General features: G+C 37.5%; 16 protein-coding genes. 7 read left to right on the top strand and 9 right to left on the bottom strand.

Annotation, left to right across the window (positions count from 1 at the left end; all coding sequences use genetic code 11):
• Positions 1 to 575: 575 nt before the first annotated feature.
• The 3 genes from PQ479_RS20465 to PQ479_RS20455 form a co-directional block, all read right to left on the bottom strand.
• Complete coding sequence (locus PQ479_RS20465; RefSeq protein WP_273717187.1) at positions 576 to 758, bottom strand: hypothetical protein; 183 nt, start codon at positions 756 to 758, stop codon at positions 576 to 578.
• 4 nt (positions 759 to 762) lie between these two features.
• A complete protein-coding gene (locus PQ479_RS20460) occupies positions 763 to 1440 on the bottom strand; it encodes a class I SAM-dependent methyltransferase (RefSeq protein ID WP_273717186.1) in 678 nt (225 codons plus the stop codon).
• 403 nt (positions 1441 to 1843) lie between these two features.
• Positions 1844 to 2170, bottom strand: coding sequence for a DUF2325 domain-containing protein (locus PQ479_RS20455; protein ID WP_047988217.1), 327 nt, complete (start codon positions 2168 to 2170; stop codon positions 1844 to 1846).
• A 526-nt stretch (positions 2171 to 2696) separates the two neighbouring features.
• Between PQ479_RS20455 and mgtE the strand changes: the two genes are divergently transcribed.
• Complete coding sequence (gene mgtE / locus PQ479_RS20450; RefSeq protein WP_047988216.1) at positions 2697 to 4055, top strand: magnesium transporter; 1359 nt, start codon at positions 2697 to 2699, stop codon at positions 4053 to 4055.
• Positions 4056 to 4777: 722 nt separating this feature from the next.
• Here mgtE and wrbA read toward each other — a convergent pair.
• Complete coding sequence (wrbA, locus tag PQ479_RS20445) at positions 4778 to 5398, bottom strand: NAD(P)H:quinone oxidoreductase (RefSeq protein WP_047988215.1); 621 nt, start codon at positions 5396 to 5398, stop codon at positions 4778 to 4780.
• 87 nt (positions 5399 to 5485) lie between these two features.
• On the opposite strand from wrbA, the gene PQ479_RS20440 reads away from it, so the two are divergent.
• The 3 genes from PQ479_RS20440 to PQ479_RS20430 all read left to right on the top strand — a co-directional run bounded on the left by PQ479_RS20440 (position 5486) and on the right by PQ479_RS20430 (position 8925).
• The gene (locus tag PQ479_RS20440) at positions 5486 to 5794 is read left to right on the top strand and encodes a winged helix-turn-helix transcriptional regulator (protein ID WP_047988214.1); all 309 of its coding nucleotides are present in this window, start codon (positions 5486 to 5488) and stop codon (positions 5792 to 5794) included.
• 247 nt (positions 5795 to 6041) lie between these two features.
• A complete protein-coding gene (locus PQ479_RS20435) occupies positions 6042 to 7787 on the top strand; it encodes a B12-binding domain-containing radical SAM protein (RefSeq protein ID WP_047988213.1) in 1746 nt (581 codons plus the stop codon).
• A gap of 259 nt (positions 7788 to 8046) precedes the next feature.
• Positions 8047 to 8925, top strand: a complete 879-nt coding sequence (locus PQ479_RS20430) for a helix-turn-helix domain-containing protein (RefSeq protein WP_047988212.1) — start codon at positions 8047 to 8049, stop codon at positions 8923 to 8925.
• Between the two features lie 34 nt (positions 8926 to 8959).
• On the opposite strand, the gene PQ479_RS20425 is transcribed toward PQ479_RS20430, so the two are convergent.
• Both PQ479_RS20425 and gndA read right to left on the bottom strand, forming a co-directional pair.
• Positions 8960 to 9088 carry a hypothetical protein gene (locus tag PQ479_RS20425; protein WP_273717185.1) on the bottom strand — a complete coding sequence of 43 codons (129 nt, stop codon included), beginning with the start codon at positions 9086 to 9088 and terminating at the stop codon, positions 8960 to 8962.
• A 1299-nt stretch (positions 9089 to 10387) separates the two neighbouring features.
• Positions 10388 to 11800 (bottom strand): NADP-dependent phosphogluconate dehydrogenase, encoded by a 1413-nt coding sequence (gene gndA, locus PQ479_RS20420; protein ID WP_047988211.1) that lies wholly within the window; start codon positions 11798 to 11800, stop codon positions 10388 to 10390.
• Between the two features lie 280 nt (positions 11801 to 12080).
• On the opposite strand from gndA, the gene PQ479_RS20415 reads away from it, so the two are divergent.
• Positions 12081 to 12959, top strand: a complete 879-nt coding sequence (locus PQ479_RS20415; RefSeq protein ID WP_047988210.1) for an SDR family oxidoreductase — start codon at positions 12081 to 12083, stop codon at positions 12957 to 12959.
• Positions 12960 to 13126: 167 nt separating this feature from the next.
• On the opposite strand, the gene PQ479_RS20410 is transcribed toward PQ479_RS20415, so the two are convergent.
• Positions 13127 to 14434: a globin-coupled sensor protein gene (locus tag PQ479_RS20410; protein ID WP_053070347.1), complete on the bottom strand. Its 1308-nt coding sequence runs from the start codon at positions 14432 to 14434 to the stop codon at positions 13127 to 13129.
• 815 nt (positions 14435 to 15249) lie between these two features.
• Here PQ479_RS20410 and PQ479_RS20405 point away from each other — a divergent pair.
• Positions 15250 to 16710: a DHA2 family efflux MFS transporter permease subunit gene (locus PQ479_RS20405; protein ID WP_047988208.1), complete on the top strand. Its 1461-nt coding sequence runs from the start codon at positions 15250 to 15252 to the stop codon at positions 16708 to 16710.
• Between the two features lie 92 nt (positions 16711 to 16802).
• A complete protein-coding gene (locus tag PQ479_RS20400) occupies positions 16803 to 17246 on the top strand; it encodes a YwnF family protein (RefSeq protein ID WP_047988207.1) in 444 nt (147 codons plus the stop codon).
• A gap of 57 nt (positions 17247 to 17303) precedes the next feature.
• Here the strand turns inward: PQ479_RS20400 and PQ479_RS20395 are convergent, their stop codons facing one another.
• Both PQ479_RS20395 and PQ479_RS20390 read right to left on the bottom strand, forming a co-directional pair.
• The gene (locus tag PQ479_RS20395) at positions 17304 to 18059 is read right to left on the bottom strand and encodes a GTP pyrophosphokinase (RefSeq protein WP_047988266.1); all 756 of its coding nucleotides are present in this window, start codon (positions 18057 to 18059) and stop codon (positions 17304 to 17306) included.
• A 24-nt stretch (positions 18060 to 18083) separates the two neighbouring features.
• On the bottom strand, positions 18084 to 19250 hold the full coding sequence (locus PQ479_RS20390) for a cation:proton antiporter (protein WP_083991207.1): 1167 nt from the start codon (positions 19248 to 19250) through the stop codon (positions 18084 to 18086).
• Positions 19251 to 19377 lie beyond the last annotated feature (127 nt).

Genomic DNA, 19377 nt, shown 5'->3' with positions numbered 1-19377 from the left:
TTCGTGTAGTTACTCACCCTCTTCCTTCGAGTAACTGTCACGTTCGGCCTTTTTCGTGTAGTTACTCACCCTCTTCCTTCGAGTAACTGTCACGTTCGGCCTTTTTCGTGTAGTTACTCACCCTCTTCCCTCGAGTAACTGTCACGTTCGGCCTTTTTCGTGCAGTTACTCTAAGGGTTGGCCTCAGTATCTTCACATTAACCCTCTCTTTGTGCAGATACTCCAGGGTTTTGTCTCCGTATCTTTACATTAACCCGCTCTTTGTGCAGTTACTCTAAGGGTTGGCCTCAGTATCTTCACATTAACCCTCTCTTTGTGCAGATACTCCATGGTTTTGCCTCAGTATCTTCACATTAAACGCCTCTCTGTGCAGATACTCCGAGGGTTGGCGTCAGTATCTTCACAAACCTTTAAGAATGGTTAAGATGGTGAAAGGTGACTTTCATTCTCGTTGGTGGCGAAGTGAATTTGGCTTCGCCATGGGCGTTTTAATAAAAGTTAGTGCTAATACTCATGTACGGAGTTCAACTTGCCGCTACCGATAATCATGTACACACACTAAAAACATACACACTCTATCTGACTGTTCCAAATGTAATTTTCATTCCAGCTGCATAAGTAGCAGCCATTAATGATGTAAACTTTTCAGCAACGTATTTCTCAGCGTCGTATTGACGATTAGCCTCATCTAGCATCAATCCACGTTCTAGTAGCTTATTAATAAAAGTTTCCTTTTTACCAGGATTACTAAACCTCATCGCCTCATAATAACATTTGTGCTGTTTCGCTGTTACTTTCCGGATCGAGGATATTTACCTTATCACTTACGCGACACTCGACATCGTGTAACCCTAATCGATTAAGATACAAAGGAAGCTTTAATCCAATATTGCCATCTTTCCCAGTACTTTTAGCATCTTCCTCAAACAATTTTTGTAGTGGCCCCAAAGGAATAGCCACTGATTGCTCAATACCTTCAAAATGAAAACTTGCATGACTACTAATCCAATGAGGTTCAAAAGCAACCACTTTACCGCCTTCTTTAACACAATCGCTCATTCTTTTAAGAATAAACACTGGGTCAGCCATATGCAGTAAGACACCATGGCAAACAACCATGACATACTTTTGTTCAAAGTGGAACGTATGGATATCGCCAACGAAAAATTCGACATTGTACTCAAGATCCTGAAACACACCTCTAGCAAGTTCAATCAGTTTAGCACTAGCATCTATCCCTACATATTTAGAACCTTCTGGCAAAAAAGGTAACAGACGTAGACCTAAATGACCAAATCCGCATCCGAAATCCAGAATATGGACTGGGCTATGAATTTTCCACACTTTCTCAATAAGGAACTCGATATAATCATCGTTATAATATAAACGTATTGACCTTTTTAGATATTCAATCTGATTGCCCCAATCATATGACTTCATTTTATTCTCCTTTAACTCACTTGCGCCGCGGTCGCTACCATCATTATTTCAGCCTACTACAAAAAAGAATAGACTTATATTCAAAAAATATATAGAATATGATACATCTATGGCTTTTTTATTTTGTTTTTTAAAGCGGTGCCACACATGCTGTAACCTTTCTAATACTCCTTCTTTGAAAAAAAGAAACCCTTCCATCCCCATCTATTATGACAATCAAAAAATACGGATCACTTTACACTTTATTCTGTAAAGGAACCCGCACTCTCCTGATATGTTCATTAAACCGACTTCAGTAGTTCTTCATTAATCCTTATTATTACTTTGAAATTAACACTGAGCATTCCATAATGCTTCCTAGACTATCTCTTGATTTAAAGTTCTCTCACTATGTATGGATCGTCTATGAACGTTTGATCATTTGACAGCTCCCTTGGTACATACAGACTCCATCACATTTCCCAATCGCTTGATAAATGGAACACCAGGAACGCTTTGCATAACAAATCGGTATATTTTGTTCAGCTGCTCGTTTTTTGAGAGCTGATGTTAAGTTATGATTAATAAAATCCGTAAGAACTAATACCAACTCAACATGACATGGTATTTCCTTTTTGACCGTTTGTGTTTTCCTGCCACTAAAATGAATAATTTCTCCAAATCCGATATCTTCTAACTTCTTGGGGATATTACCGAGCTTGTCACCCCCAACAATAAGTAATGATGCCATGATATCCACCTCTTTTATTTTTAATTGAAAACGATTATCAGTTGTTATCATTCTAAATGATATTGATTATCATTGTCAAATTTATTCGTGTCGTTTTATATGAAAGTTATTTATGGGCGATAGGTTTGTGCCGTGAAGTTAGCTCGTCATCCATCTCGCGATAAATGACCTTAGTAGGACAGTGCGCCCTTTTTGTTTAGCCGACTCCTAATGGTAAACGAGTTGTAAACGTGCCAACAGTTTGAACAGTCGCCACTACTTTCATCTTTGTTGGTGGCGAAGCGGTTTTGGCTTCGGCATGCGGGTTTTATATGTAAAAGTTTGGGGTATATATGAATGCTCCCTATTCTAAGAAATTTCCTTTTATGCCTCGCATGATTAACTGCCAATCGTGGATATCCTATATGTATAAATGTTTGTTTTTTGAATGTGAAAATTTCCTAAATAAATGAACATATCTAATTTACTTTCATCCACTTTTTGGTTAGAGTAATGAAGTATCATGAATTGAAATGAGGTGAATTGAATGTCTGTAAACATGACAGAGGATCAATTACTAGTATTAGTTATCAAATATTTACGTGAAGGTAAAAGAAGTTCATTCCAAGCTATTCTTGATGAGTTGCACCCGTATGATATCGCTCAGCTTTATCGGAGCTTGCCTGAGAAACATCATCATAAGTTTTTGTTGTTTTTAACGCCCTCTCAAATTGCCGATCTTATCCAAGAACTCGATTATGACATGCAAATTGAAATCTTGCATAAGCTCGGAATTGAACGTTCATCTAAAGTCATGCATTTGATGGATAATGACGATTTAGCGGATTTATTAAATGAATTATCTGTTGATAAAATTCAAGAGTTTCTTGATGTGATGCGTGAAGAGGATTCTGAAAAGCTTCAATCACTGATGAGCTACCCTGCTGAAACAGCCGGCGGTTTGATGAATAACCAGTTTGTCTGGATTAACGCTCATTACACAGTGAGGCAGGCCGTGGATAAGCTCAAGGAGTATGCAAGCTTTTCCGAGAATATTTACTATCTATATGTAATTAATGATGAAAAACAATTAGTTGGAGTGGTATCGTACCGTGATTTATTAATTGCTAATGTAGATGAGATTATTGAAGACTTGATGTTTAGCCGAGTTGTTTCTGTAACGGTGGATACCGATCAAGAAGAAGTGGCTCAGATTATTGAACGGTATGACTTTATTGCTGTACCAGTCGTTGATCATAACAATGTACTTCAAGGTATTATTACGGTCGATGATGCATTTGATGTTATTATCCGTGAGGCCAATGAAGACATTGAGAAACTATCCGCATCAGGTAAAGATATCGACTTTAATACGCGTGCCATTACAGCATCTGTTCGACGTTTGCCTTGGTTAATTTTACTATTATTTATTGGTTTAGTATCGGGTAGTATTTTGAACTTCTTTGAGGCAACATTAGAGCAAGCTGTAGCCCTTATCTTTTTTATGCCGATGATTGCTGGGATGACAGGAAACACAGGTACACAATCTTTAGCGGTTGTTGTTCGTGGGATTGTCACTTCAGAGATGTCGAGGAAGATTGTCACGAAGCTTATTTTCCGTGAGTTTCGTGTTAGTTTAATCATTGGGGTAACTTGTGCTCTTTTAATTACTTTGATTGGGGCAATCTGGCAAGCTGATGTATTATTTGGTGCGGTTGTTGGGGTGTCGTTATTTTTCTCATTAATTATTGGAACCATGGCAGGAACGATTATTCCGTTAATTCTTTATAGAGTAGGTGTCGACCCTGCTGTTGCATCAGGGCCCTTAATTACAACATTAAATGATATCTTTTCTTTGTTAATTTATTTCGGAACTGCGACGATGTTTTTATCACATCTACTTTGATGTTTATGAGAATTTGAGGTAGAGGGACAGTTTTTACTGTGCCTCTATTTTTTGATTGGTGCTGCCTGGTTGTGCAGTGCGCTGAAACTTTTTTGGGGATTACTCGTGCGCGCAACACCCAAAAGTGGCGGAGCTAAGGGACAACTAAAGTGAACAAAGTGCCACGAGTCAAGAGCAAATGAAATGAGCATTAAAAAGCTGAAATTAGCTAGGATAAATAGCCGTTGTTACTAACTGTAAATACGGGCATTTTTTCAATATCAAATTATCTCTCTTATTCATTTACACTGCATTGGCAGTCAGTTTACCGGCTTCATTGCCTCAAAAAACCACTTTTATATTTGTTGGTAGTGGAAAGGCATCTTAAAGAGGTACTACCGCTAAATCTGCACATTAACGGTCATTTTGTTCCCTCAAAGTATTTACTCGTTCAATGTTTTTCTCAATTTTCCCAAAGTGTTTTAAATTTATAGCATTATTAACTTGTTACGATGGTCCCTATGATCCAATATAATGCTCCGTATAGTACAACAATTCCTGATATCAACAGGAACAAGGCTTTATTTGACATTCTTTTCATTATTTTCACCATCCATTAAATCAGTCATAAAGTAGTATAGCATGCCTTTTTATTCATATACACTAAAAGAGATTTTCGTTCAAATACATAAAAAAGGGTTTACTCATTGATGAAAATGAGCAACCCCTTTCTTTTTCGCTAATTATTCTGCTAGTTTGCTTGCTACTTTCGCTACCCGACTTCCGAGTCTTTCTGCCATGGTGATGTCACGTGGGTCGGGAAATGCTGATCCATCAGGACCTGCGACTGTAGAGGCACCGTAAGGACTTCCACCTATTCCATCGGTCGTTAATTGTTCGGGGTTTTCTCCATAAGGTAAGCCAACAAACACTAACCCAAAATGTAATAACGGCACTAACGAAGTAAGCACAGTTGACTCTTGTCCACCATGAATGGAACCAGAGCTTGTGAATACGGCCGTTGCTTTTCCTTCTAACTCACCGTTCGCCCAAAGTCCACCAGCTGAATCCAAAAATTGTTTCATTTGAGCAGGCATGGAGCCATATCGTGTTGGAATCCCCCAAATAATACCGTCAGCCCACTTCAAGTCGTCGTGCGTAGCAAGTGCAACGCCAGCTTGAGCTTTCTGAGCATCCACATAAGCATCCTGACTTGACATAGCTTCCTCAACTTCTTTAAATTCTTTAATCCTCACAAGTTTAACTTCCGTACCTTCAACTTGGCTTGCACCTTCTGCTACTGCCTGAGCCATTTTATAAATGTGGCCGTATGCACTATAATATGGAATTAAAATTTTCGCCATTTCTCTCTTCCTCCCTATCATAATTTTAACTATATTTCTCTATACCTCGCTTTTATGGTAAACTAAACATGATCGAGGTGAAGAAAAATGGATTACAGTCAAATGTGCCCCAAATATGAGCTCGCCATTGACCTATTAGGAAAAAAATGGACTGGTTTAATCATCCGTGTATTGCTAGATGGTCCAAAACGATTTAAAGAGATAAAGGAACAAATACCCGAGATGAGCGATCGGATTTTAACCGAACGAATGAAAGAGCTCGAGAAGTTAGATGTTGTAAAACGTCACGTTTATCCTGAAAAGCCAGTACGTATCGAATACGAACTGACCCAAAAAGGGCATGCTCTTAAACCAGTCATTGAAGCGATTCAATCTTGGGGTGAAAAGTGGGTTTAACTATTCTCTTATTTTTGCAAAGTTATATACCTCATTCCACCACTTCGTCTTAGTCGGAAAAACAGATCTCATTATTTTACTATTTTATAGACTAAGGGAGCTTTTACTTCAATAGCTCTCTTTTTTTGCTGGTTAATGAATGTTTATGAACACACTTACTAGTAAAAAATAAGAAAATATGTGCATAGAACTTTTACCATAGTGTGTAACCAACCATTTTTTGAAATAATTGAAAGCGGTGAAACGAATGAATATCGTATTAAGTACCTTAAACGCCAAATATATACATACTAGCCTTTCGATCCGTTATTTAAAAGCGGCTGTTCAAGAGGACTATGACGTACAACTAGCTGAATATACAATTAAAGATCCCGTTATCAACATTGCGACTGACCTTATTCAAAAACAACCAGACATCATCGGATTCAGTTGCTATATATGGAATATAGAAGAGACGATTAAGGTCATTGAAATCTTAAAGAAAGTCAATCCTTCACTAACTATTGTTCTAGGCGGACCTGAAGTTAGTTATGATACACCTTACTGGATGGAGCGACTTACTAACGTAGATTATATAATCATCGGTGAAGGTGAACATACCTTTAAACAATTACTTGATGAATTGCACAATCAAAAACAAATGAATCGAATTGGCGGATTAGCCTATAGGCTTGATTCACAAGTAAAAATTAATCCCCCTGCAAATAAAGTCAATTTAAAAGAGCTTCCATCACCTTACCGTTTTGAAGAAGATCGTGAATCTTTATCCAAGCGTGTTGTTTATATAGAAACAAGTAGAGGTTGTCCATTTAGCTGTCAATTTTGCTTATCCTCTATAGAAGTAGGCGTGCGCTATTTTGACCGTGAGAAAATAAAAAATGATATTCGCTATTTAATGAAGCACGGTGCTAAAACCATTAAATTCGTCGACCGAACCTTTAATATTAGTCGTAGTTACGCCATGGAAATGTTTCAATTTTTAATTGACGAGCACCTTCCCGGTACCGTTTTTCAATTTGAAATCACCGCAGATATTATGCGACCAGAAGTCATTCAATTTTTAAACGAGAATGCACCAAAAGGCTTGTTCCGTTTTGAGATAGGTGTACAGTCGACGAATGATCATACCAATGAATTAGTGAAGCGAAAGCAAAATTTTGAGAAGCTTACAAGAACCGTAACGATGGTAAGAGATGGTGAAAAAATCGACCAACACCTTGATTTAATAGCCGGTTTACCGGACGAGGATTATCGTAGTTTCAAAAAAACATTTAATGATGTCTTTGCCCTTCGTCCTGAAGAGCTTCAGTTAGGCTTTCTAAAAATGCTTCGTGGTACGGGCTTACGCATCAACGCCAAAGAACATGGCTATGTATATATGGACCATTCACCGTATGAGATTCTGAAAAACAACGTACTGTCTTTTGATGACATGATTCGAATTAAACAAGTAGAAGACGTACTTGAAAAATATTGGAACGACCACCGAATGGACGCCACAATCAAATATTTGGTCACACATGTATTTGAAACGCCTTTTGATTTCTTTCAGCAATTTGGTGCCTTTTGGGATCAACAAGGCTGGAGCCGAATTGGTCATCAATTAGAGGATCTATTTACGAGGCTGCATGTATTTCTAAAAGAACAAGAGGTCGTTCATTTAGATGTTATTCTTTCATTGATGAAATATGACTACTTACGAAATCAAAAACAAAAGCCGCGAAAGCAATGGTGGCAAGATAAAAATGACAAAGCAGCAAAACGTCAAATCATTAATCAAATCGTCGATCACCCTATTATTTATGGAGCTAACTTCGAGGCCTTACAATTATCGGAGAATGATTTGTATAAACATACAATTATTGAGGAAATGCCATTCTCTATGAACGATTATCTTAACGATGAAATTATCAATCTCGAAAATTCATCGTCACTTATCTTCTATTATCCTACACAATCAAAAGAATCAACAAAGATATATTATACAAAGTAATGTCAGCTACCAATAAAAAAGGCCTATAGGAATAAACCATTCCTATAGCTTTTTTAATATATAAATAAAATTATATTTTATTTGTCTATAAAATTATGACTTAATTATTTAATAATTAGGCCCTATCATTCATGACAAACTTGTATAAATTATGTATATTTAATAGGGTAGGTTTGAACGTAAAAATGTAAGTGTTACCTACATTATGTTAAAATGATTATGGATACTATGAATTAAAACTGATAAAGAGGGTGATTTCATGAATATTGATACAATTGGAAAAAACATTAAGTTTTACCGCTCTCTCAAAGGCCTTACTCAAAGTGAATTATCAGAAGGCATTTGTACACAAGCACAGATTAGTAATATTGAAGCTGGAAAGTTCATCCCATTATCTACCACGCTATATTCGATCTCGAAACGACTTGGTGTTGATGTAAATCATTTTTTTCAAGCTGGTGACAACCCACAATATGACTATATTCAAGACTTCATCCAAGAGATTAGAAGAAATACGGTCGAAAGAAACTATGAAGAAGTTTATCGATTAATATTGGCTGAAGAAGGAAAACCCATTTTTGAAAGTTCTGATATGCAACAATTTATTCTTTGGCATAAAGGTGTTGCAATCGCTTATGTATTCAAAGACTACAACTTTGCACTAAAGCTTCTATTTCAAGCTCTTGAATTAACTTATAGTGGAAAAGGAAGTTATTCGCAGGAGGAAATTCAAATCCTTAACTCCATTGCTGCTATCCATGAATTAAAGGGTGAAGTGGAGTTAGCGATTGACTATTATGCTAGGGCCTTGCAACAAACAACTCATATCCCTGATTTAAATCCTAAAATAAAAGTGAGGCTCTTATATAATTATGCCATAGCTGAAACAGCTTTAAAAAACTTCCAGCATGCACTAGAATTAGCTGATAAAGGCCGACAATATTGCATTACCAATGGTTTGCTTTATTTACTTGGCGAATGTACGTATTTGAAAGGTTATTGTTTAGTCGTGGAAGGGGAAAAAGAACAAGGGAAACATTTTATTGAACAAGCCATTGTTTTATTCCGACTAGAAAATAAAGATGAACTCGTTCATATCGCCGAACGCAGAATAAAAGAAGTACTTACTAGAATCTAGTAAGTACTTCTTTTTTTACGTGCAGTTGAAAGAATTAATGAGCATGTGGTAAGACATTAATGACTACGCCGTCGACTCCAAATGCTACAGGGTCAACTAAAACGCCAGCTCCGATTAGAACTGCTCCAATAACAAACGTTGCAAGAAGTTTCTTATTTTTCATTACTTACTCACCTCTCTTCTTTTCTAGTAAGGTAAGTATAACTCGAATCTATCAACCATGTATTTCCAGTCTCGGTCGTTTAATAGGACTTATGCCCAAGAATTATTGCTCCTTTTTCCATTTTCTTTTTATTTATAAACTTACTTATATCAACAATTTTTTTAAAATAATTGTCGCTAGTTCCCGTAATTGCATGGTTTTAGCTCATGAATCTATCATATAGTAGCATTAATCGCGATAGTTTGACAACATTTTTCAAATATATAGTTTTAGAAAAAAGTACTATTTATGAAATAAAACTTCATTGTATCTAGTTCCTTTTTATATGTAATCATCATAACCATTTATGATTTATTACCCTGTTTTGGTATTTTTTAACATGATAGTTTTTGTATGAAAGTTACTTATGTGCGATAGGTTGTGCCTTGAAGTTAGTTGGTCATCCATCTTGCGATAGACGACCTTAACAGGACAATGCTCCCTTTTTAATCGTGCGGACTCCTAATGGTGATGGAGTTGTAAACGGGCCAACTGTTTAAATAGTCGCCACTACTTTGATTTTTGTTGGTGGCGAAGTGATTTGGGGCTTCGCCATGTGGGTTTTGTATGAAAGTTACATGGGTGGTGCTCATTTCTCAAGTTAACTTGACCTTTCTGTCTTTGTTTTTGGATCGTTTTTGAAATTCGAAAATGACCTCACAGACTTAATGAATTCGTCTGAAGGTTCATTTCGATTTTCAAAACTTCACGCAAATGCGTGGAAGTAGCCAAGCAAGCTTGGCTAACGGTCCAAAAACACTTGGATTTTAGATACTAATCCTGATGGAATACTACACATTTTTTTGGTTGGTGGTGGCTGGTTGTGTTGTGCGCTGAATCTTTTTAGGAAAGCTCTTGCTAGCTCTTTCCTAAAAAGTGGCGGGGCTACTTCATGAGAATCCTCAAAACCGTTTATGAATGAAAAGCCACCAGTTAAGGAGCGAAACCACACGTTCATGTTTAGTTGGTGTCGGAGCGGCTTTTGACTGTTGCCTTCAGTGTCTTTTTGAATATCCGTGATCTACATTCTAATTGCTCTAGTACTTGCATTCATGTGTCCTAGTACTTTTACAATAGCTTCTCGTCTTTCTATTCTCGCCTTAAAGGTGCTATCTCTAGACCTTTCTACTTCTTTTCCCTCCTTCCAACTCCAAGGATTGATTTCTCACACTCATCTTCACCCATTCCACTCAATCCCTTTTCTTCGCTCAGAAAAAAACACCTCGCTACGTTTTGTAACGAGATGTTTTTAATTGGTTCTTATTTCATCCATTCAGTATGGAAAATACCTTCTTTATCTATACGTTGATACGTATGTGCTCCGAAATAATCGCGTTGTGCTTGTAGCAAGTTAGCTGGTAAAGTCTCTGTACGATAGCTATCATAATAGGAAATCGCACTTGCGAAGCCTGGCACAGGAATTCCTGATTGAATCGCAAGAGCTAACACTTCACGTAGAGAACTTTGATAATTCGCTGCAATATCGTTGAAATACGGATCTAATAAAAGATTATCTAAGTTTGGCTCTTTATCATATGCTTCTTTAATCTTTTGAAGGAATTGAGCACGGATAATACATCCACCTCTAAAGATCATAGCAATATCGCCATATCGTAAGTTCCAACCATTTTCTTCAGACGCAGCTCTCATTTGAGCAAAGCCTTGTGCATAAGAAACAATTTTACTAAAATATAGAGCTTTTCTGACAGCCTCAATAAAGGCCTCCTTATCACCGGTAAATGACGGTACCGTTGGACCAGTTAGAATCTTACTTGCCTTCACTCGCTCATCCTTCATAGCTGAAATGAAACGAGAGAATACGGATTCTGTAATAACTGGTAGCGGCACCCCAAGGTCTAACGCAGACTTACTTGTCCACTTCCCTGTCCCCTTTTGTCCAGCCGTATCTAAAATAACATCAACAAGTGGTTTGCCTGTCTCATCATCTACTTTTGTAAAAATATCAGCTGTAATTTCAATTAAATAACTGTCTAGTTCACCTTTATTCCAATCAGCAAATACTTCATGAAGCTCTTGTGCATTCAACCCAAGCGTGCGCTTCAAAATAAAATACGCTTCAGAAATTAGCTGCATATCGCCATATTCAATTCCATTATGAACCATCTTCACATAATGTCCTGCTCCATTTGGTCCAATATAAGTAGAGCATGGTTCGCCATCCACTTTTGCAGCAATTGCATTAAGAATCGGCTCAACCAGCTTGTATGCTTCCTCTTGACCACCAGGCATAATTGATGGTCCAGTTAGGGCACCCTCTTCTCCACCAGATACACCTGTCCCAATAAAATGAATACCCGTTTCCTCAAGCTCTTGATTACGACGAATCGTATCTTCGAAATACGTATTTCCACCATCAATTAAGATATCGCCTTTTTCAAGAAGTGGCTTTAATGTATCTATGGTTGCATCTGTTGCGGTACCTGCTTTTACCATCAATAAGATTTTTCGAGGAGATTCTAAAGATTGAACAAATTCTTCAATCGTTTTTGCTCCAACGAAGTTTTTACCTTCTGCTTCGTTCTTCAAGAATTCTTCCGTCTTTTCAAATGAACGGTTAAAAACAGATACGGAATAACCGCGACTTTCAATATTTAAGGCTAAATTCTTACCCATTACTGCTAAACCAATTACGCCTATTTGTTGTTTGGCCATTTGTCTCTGACATCCTTTCTATCTATCAACATTTCTTATCATGTATGTTCTTTCTACTCCGTGAGTATTATACCATATCAAAACGAGCTTTACTTCTTCTTACCTGTTTTTATAAACGCTTACAAAAAATTTAATTCAATAAAGGGGAAAAGTCAGTCAAAAAAACATGAATAGTTATCGTTGGTTTTGAAAAGATAAATATATTGATATATGTTTTCATTCAATGTAACCGGGTATTAAGGATTTAACGTAACGTACACGAATAAGGAGGCTAAGAAAAATGAGTTCATACGATTTTTCAGAAATTCAAAAATCCGGACAACCACCACAAGCCCAAAGCAAACAACCCGGAATAGAAAAGCAAATGGAGCCTAAGCCGATTTATGATAATCCATCCTACAAGGGAAGCGGAAAACTAACTAATAAAGTTGCCCTTATTACTGGTGGCGATAGCGGCATTGGCAGAGCAGCAGCCCTTGCGTTTGCTAAGGAGGGCGCCTCCGTTTTTATCGTCTATTTAGATGAACATCATGATGCAAATGAAACCAAACAAGCCATTGAAAAAATAGGAGGACAATGTGAAATTTTGAGTGGTGACGTTGGTAATGAAACCTTTTGTAAACAAGCTGTCGAAGATGCCGTCAATCGTTTTGGAAAGCTCGACATCCTTGTTAATAATGCCGCCGAACAACACTACCAAACCAAAATTGAACAAATTAGCTCAGAGCAACTTCACCGTACATTTCAAACTAACTTTTTCGCTTATTTTTATTTCATTCAAGCGGCCATGCCCCATCTCAAAAAGGGAAGTTCCATTATTAACACAGCTTCGATCACGGCATATAAAGGAAACCCTGTTTTGATGGATTATGCTTCAACTAAAGGAGCTATTGTTTCCTTAACTCGCTCTTTATCTGAAAGCATCGTTTCCACTGGCATCCGTGTAAATGCAGTAGCTCCGGGACCCATTTGGACTCCATTAATTCCCGCTTCATTCCCAGAAAACGATGTTGCTAAATTTGGTACAGATACACCGATGGGCCGCCCAGGACAGCCAGCAGAATTAGCTCCAGCCTATGTTTACCTAGCATCCGAAGACTCCTCCTATATGTCTGGTCAGGTTCTCCACATCAACGGTGGAACGATCATAAATGGCTAATCTGCAAATAAAATTCGTAAGTAGTCGAGTGTTCATGTGCAGTTGTTACATCTATTTACAGAGGCTCTTCAGAGGGTAATGCGGCTTTATTTACGCTTTTATCCAACATGTAGCCGCTAATCTTTATTAGTAAAGATTAACGGCTACTTCCATTCCCATCCATTTATTTATTGAACACGAATCATTTCTAGCTTCCTTGCTGAATTCGCAACCTCAGTTGACGATTGATCAATCTCATTAACCGCCGTCACAATGCGCATAAGTTCAGATTCCATTTTTGTATTTTGCTCTTTCAGAAATTTCATCACATGCCAAATTTCTTCAAATGACTTCTCTGATCCCTTCATCTCTTCCATACCGCTACCTACAACCGAATGTACCTCTAAAACACGTTTTGACACGCTCTCAATTTGTTCATTGGTTTTTGTTATAAGATCTGTTACATTTCCAGTTGTCCGTTTCGTTTGTTCAGATAATTTTCGGATTTCATCGGCAACAACCGCAAACCCCCTCCCATATTCCCCAGCACGGGCAGCCTCAATGGAAGCATTTAAGGCTAATAAATTGGTTTGCTCTGCGATTTTCTCAACAATATCAATAACATGATGGACTTCTCCAGCAAACGTTCGTAATCGTTCAGATCCTTCTGTAATTTCTAAAATACTATCCATAACCGTTTCCATATTCTGAGCTTGTTTCGCTACTTGCTCTTTGCCACTTGTCGCATACCTCTCAGCTTTTATCGCCAATTCCGAACCCTCCTTCGCCAATCCTCCTACTGCTTCGGTCTGGCTGGCTAACTCTTTTACCGCACTATGACTTTGCTCAGACACGGCCGCTAGCACTGCTGAATGTTCATACAAGCTATCAATCATTTCGTTTCGGTCTTTTTCACTCGCATCTTCTATATCTTGTTGTTCACTCCCGTACCCATCTAAAATCAATTGTTGCTCTAAGTTGAAAAGACGGTATACAGCAATAATACTCCTCGTCGTATCAACGCCTTGATCAGCAAGCTGCTCGACTGTGTTCACAACTTGAATAAATAACTGGTTATACGCGGATAAATACCATTTGCTTGAAAGACCTATACGAATGTGGGCTTTGGCAATCCTCGCTCTTTTTTTGATAAAACTTTCATTGATTTCTGCTGAAAATAACTCTAATATATGTTGTTTAAACGTTAACTTTAATCTATCGACAGAGCTGTGTTCTTCAATTAGGGCCAACAAATTAGGCTGTTCTGTTATGGTCGCATAAAACTCAGAAGTAATCTGTTCAATGTTCTCTTCAATATAAGGCTTTAACCACTTTAAGACTCGTAAATCATACTCAGTTATACCAATTGATGTGAATGTTAAATAATCTTGAATGTATTCCATCGTAACTTCAGATAACGTAATGTCTTGTAACTGCTTATACCATTGATCTTGCTTGCCCTTACTTCTTCTACCTTTACGACTCAAAAAACTCATCACTGCCATCTCCTTTTATTCGTTCCCTCTATACTCTTATCTTTTATATCGACCATATCAACCATTACTTTATATCCAGGTAGATTGTACCTTAACCTTTTTCATATTGAAACTATATTTTTCCTAACGATATAACATTTCTCTACCCAGCACATGTTGAGGTGGCTCTTGATTTATTTTTTATATGAAAGTTGATGCTGATGCTCATGTGCGGAGCTTTGCTCACCGCTACCGAAAATCACGCTCCGAGACAATCGCTTGGCACTAAGCTAATCGGCTATACGCTGGATCTCAGCTCTGCCACTACGTACCATGAGAGTCTCCGCATGACTCGCCCGCTGGGTACTCTCATTCTCAAGTACAAATAACATTCTTACAACAATAACTAAAGTGCAAGTGAATGAAGAACCACCAGTTAAAGAGAGAAACCTCATTTTCATGTTTGTGGGTGACGACTTCTTTAACATCTAGCTTGTTTACAACTCCTTCACCATTAGGAGTCGGATGATCAAAAAGAAAGCAATATCCTGCTAAGGTCGAAAGGTAGAGGGTTGGCTAATCTCAAGGCACAAACTATCGCCCCTAAATACACTTTGATACAAAACGCTCATGGCGAAGCAGTCGCACACAAGCTACTTTCATAAAAAACATTGACTTACTCCTAATAACTCATTATGATGTTTGAGGTGATTGGAAATATGGAAACATTTTAACAGCCATAATACTAGGAATTTGGTCAAACTATAGATGAAGTAGCGGTAGTCGACCACCTCCTTTAATCACCTATTTCATTTATAAAAACAAGGAGGATTTATATGCATACAGGCTCTAATCAAATTAATACCGTTGGCGCACATGCTGACGTTAAAAGAGCACCGATTATGATTGCTCTAATCATTGGTGCATTTTTTGCCATTTTAAATGAAACATTATTAAACGTCGCCCTTACGCAGCTCATGGTAGAGTTTCAAGTGGGTGAAGCAACCGTTCAATGGCTATCGACCGGGTTCATGCTTATGGTCGGTATTTTAATTCCAGTATCTGCCTTACTCATTTCTTGGTTTACAACAAGACAAATGTTCATTGGTGCAATGACTTTATTTACTATCGGAACATTAATAAGTGGATTGGCCCCTAACTTTTCCGTCTTACTTATCGGCCGACTAATCCAAGCTAGTGGAACTGGATTACTTCTCCCGATTATGATGAATACTATTCTTGTCTTGTTCCCCCCAGAAAAACGCGGTGGTGCGATGGGAATGATGGGACTCGTCATTATGTTCGCTCCTGCCTTAGGACCAACATTATCCGGGGTTATTATAGAAGCTCTGAATTGGCGGTGGTTATTCTTTAGCGTTGTACCATTTGCATTATTCTCGATTCTTTTTGCTTTTATATTCTTAAAGAATGTAACGAAAGTAACGAAGCCAAAAGTCGATGTTATTTCCATTATTCTTTCGACACTTGGTTTTGGTGGAATCGTATTTGGATTTAGTAGTGCTGGTGAAGGAGCTAGTGGATGGACACACCCAGAAGTTTACGGGACGATTATTCTCGGTGCCTTGTCGCTGATTTTATTCGTATTAAGACAATTAAAGATGGAAGAACCAATTTTAGATGTTCGCACGTTTAGATCACCCATGTTCTCCATCACAACCATTTTACTTATTATTGTCATGATGTCTATGTTCTCAACGATGATATTAATTCCAATGTTTTTACAAGGCGCTATGGCACTTACCGCATTTGCTGCTGGTCTTGCCCTGCTTCCTGGAGGATTATTGAATGGTTTAATGTCACCAATAATGGGGAAGTTATTTGATAAGTTCGGACCGACCTTTTTAGTCCGCCCTGGTGCTATCTTACTCGTAGTTGTACTCATTTTATTTACGACAATCCATACAGAGACACCCATTTATGTTTTTGTAGTCTATCACTGCTTATTAATGGTTGCCATTGCAATGATGATGATGCCAGCACAAACGAATGCTTTAAATGAATTGCCACCCAAATATTATCCACACGGTACGGCGATATTAAATACATTGCAGCAAGTAGCTGGGGCCATTGGTGTCGCTTTGTTTATTAGTATTATGTCAAACAGCCGTACGAACTATCTTTCCGAAAATGTTCAGGGAGAGCCTAGTGTTCAGGACTTCGCGTTAAGCTTAACCGCTGGTGTACAAACTTCTTTTAAAGTGGGACTTTGTTTTGCTATTGTGGCACTCGTCTTAACTTTCTTTATCAAACGAGTAAAAGAACCAAAGGATATATAAATTCCTTTTATAAAGTATTTTATTTGTAATACGTAGACTTTCTCTTATATACTAGTAGTAAGTATTAATTTTTCGTTTGAGGAGGAAAAGTCATGAATCCTTTTTCAATCAGGCAGGCTCCTGAATTTATTCAAAGAGAAATTCAATTAATCCAAGAGCATATTGCTCCGATGTTAAAAAAGAGCTTAGGTTTCAGTTTTATTTCTTTTCCGCTCATTGGATTTTCGATTATTAATATTTTCTTTTTAGTAGCCATCGTTCCAGATACAGCTCCCAAAATGATTCCTATCATAATTTATGCGATATTAGGTGCTTTAGGTTTTGCGTTACTTAAAGAATCTTCCATAAAAAATAAAGAGGTTCATCGTACGGGTATAGCCTTTATGAAAAAGCGCATTGAGACGAGTACAGATGTAATAGATGACGTAAAAAAACGCTATATAAAATCACTTGAACAGAAACCGCAACAGGCGATAAATGTTTTTTGCGAATTCCTCACTTATGAGCATAACCGAGCCACATCAAGGAACGATTAATTGTTTAATAAAAATAAAAAATGCTACCTACGGGTTCTAGCCCATAGGTAGCATTTTTCATGTAGGATCCTTTCCTCCAAACCCCTCAAGCTTTTCAATTAATTGAGTCGGTATTTGGAGCCGCTGACCTTGAACACCTAATAAATCTAACCATTCATCCGATGACTCTTCATCATGCTTTTTAATTTCAGCTACTTCTTTATGCAATTGTTCCATTCTTCTATCCAAAGCATCTGCTGTCGTTGCTGCGTTTTTTAATTCATTCGTTAAGTACTCAGGGATTTCTTTATTAAATTTATAATATATTTTGTGCTCTAAGCTAGCCCAAAAATCCATCGCAATTGTACGAATTTGAACCTCAACACAGACCCGCTCTTCACGATCACTCATATAAACCGGTACTTGTAAAATTAAGTGGAGACTGCGATATCCATTTGGCTTCGGTATTTCAATATAGTCTTTAACTTCCATAATTTGAATATCTTTTTGTTTTTTGAGCATATCCGCAATGCGATAAATATCAGAAATAAATGAACATGTTATACGAATCCCAGCAATGTCTTGTATATTCTCTTTGATACTTGCTAATGTAAATGGATGCCCTTTACGAATAATCTTTTTTAATATACTTTCTGGCTCTTTTAAGCGAGCTTTCACATGTTCAATTGGATTATATTCATGAATATATTCAAATTCCTGTTGTAATATATTGATTTTGGTTTCCATTTCATCAAGAGCAAATTTATAAGCCATTAGAAATTTCGTCATCTCATCTTTAGCAGATTTGATTTTGGTTAAATCAATATTGGTCATCACCATCAATCACTCACTTCATCCTTATTGGGTTACTTCTACTCCATCCTTTGACTTAGACTCACCATAGATTCGCTTAGCTATTTCAGGTGCAAATTGAAATAGAGCAATACCAACCATTGCAGAGGCTAAGATAAACACACTGCTAAAAGCCTTTAATGATACAGAAGCAAGTGCCGCAATAATGATAGAAAATTCTCCTCGTGCAGTCAAAGACAAACCGGCCCTCAAGGCAACCGGCCGTGATAAACCATACATACGTCCACCCCAAACACCAACTAATACTTTTGCTAGGATTGACCAAGTTAAGACTATCAATAAGAGACCTACCATAGGAATTCCATCATTAAACTGAATGGTTGTACCGAAATACAGGAAAAAGAGTGGCATTAATAAATCGCGAGAGCGCACAACGATTTGTTCGATCTCATGTGTTCTTCTAACTTCAGCCATCATAATTCCTGCTAAAAATGCACCTAAAACCTCAGACAAGCCGAGATACAATGCTAAACCTCCATAAGCCAAAGCAATACCTGTTACAAATAAAATAATACCATCACCATGAACGTGACGTCTAAAGAAAGGACCTAAATGTACAAAAACTGAACGACCAATTAAAATCGCTCCGACAACTAGTGTAACCAACTTAACCACAAGCCAAGAGATAGAGGCAAAGGTAATGGATTCTCCTGCTGTAAAGCCTACTAAAACAGCTACCATGATTGGTGCAACTAAATCTTCAAAAATAAGTAGCCCTAACATAAAGTCAGATTCTGGATGATTTAAGCGATTACTACTTTCTAATAATTTCGCCGTAATAGAAGAACTCGTGGCATATACAACCGCACCAACGATAAAAGCAGATAAATAATCCAACCCAAAAAAACCACTGATAATTACAGTTATTCCAAAACTCAGCACAACATCTAAGATACCTGGTCCAAGCACTTTTTTTGCCACAGTTAAAAGCTGTTTAATTGGAAATTCCATACCGAGCATAAAAAACAATAATACGATCCCAATCTCGCCAGCGAAATGTAATAAATGATTATCCGTCAACACGCCACCTAATACAATACCAAGTAATATAAATAGAATAACGCTTGGGATTTTAAATTTCGTCCCAAAGAATCCTGTAAAAAAAAGCAATAATAACACTAGTCCCGATCCTAGTAATTCATTTAATTCCAAAAGCAATATCCTCCTTTTACATACAGCAAACGCTCACTTTGATGTAAAAGCCAAAACAAGCACAACGTATAGGTTCCTTTAACAAGGTTTCCTAGTATGGCTTAAAATATCCCCCCGATTTTACATT

The sequence above is a fragment of the Alkalihalobacillus pseudalcaliphilus genome (genome assembly GCF_028610675.1).
Taxonomy (GTDB): domain Bacteria; phylum Bacillota; class Bacilli; order Bacillales; family Bacillaceae_D; genus Alkalihalobacillus; species Alkalihalobacillus pseudalcaliphilus.
The sequence above is the reverse complement of the archived record's forward strand: the minus strand, read 5'-3'. Positions and strand labels throughout refer to the sequence as shown.